The following is a 534-nucleotide window of genomic DNA, read 5'->3' on the forward strand; positions in this document are numbered from 1 at the left end:
AGTTGACACCGGCGAGCCAGTTGCTGCTGATGATCCTGATGTTTATCGGGGCTGCCCCGGCTTCCATGGGGGGCGGCATGACCACTGGTACCCTGGCGGTGTTGGTGTTGGCTCTGTGGGGCTATGCCCGCGGCCTGCCCAGCGCCCAGATTGCCGGGCGCAGTTTGGATCCCTCGATGGTGCGCAAGGCGGCAGCGGTGTTGACTGTCTCTCTATTCGTGGTGCTATTGGCAACTTGGCTGATCTTAATTACCCACCACCACAGCAGGCTGGATCCGGTACTCTTCGAGGTCATCTCCGCTTTTGCCACCTGTGGCCTCTCGACAGGGTTCACGGGGAAGCTGAACTTGTTTGGCCAACTGATCATCGTTTTGGTGATGTTCTGGGGCCGCTTGGGGGCGCTGACCATTGTCTTGGCTTTGGCCCAGCAGCAGCCGCGTCAGCTGGTAATCTACCCGGAAGAGCCAATTTTAATTGGGTAATCCCGTAAACTACCCGGCTCCGACCGCTAAGCGGTACGGAGCGGGCTTAAGC

General features: G+C 59.2%; 1 protein-coding gene. It reads left to right on the top strand.

Annotation, left to right across the window (positions count from 1 at the left end):
- Nucleotides 1–482, top strand: a 482-nt coding sequence (locus NW835_RS13435; RefSeq protein WP_414415543.1) for a potassium transporter TrkG, incomplete at its 5' end; no start/stop codon positions are given.
- Nucleotides 483–534 lie beyond the last annotated feature (52 nt).

This window comes from Synechococcus sp. OH2, assembly GCF_047462155.1.
GTDB lineage: Bacteria > Cyanobacteriota > Cyanobacteriia > Thermostichales > Thermostichaceae > Thermostichus.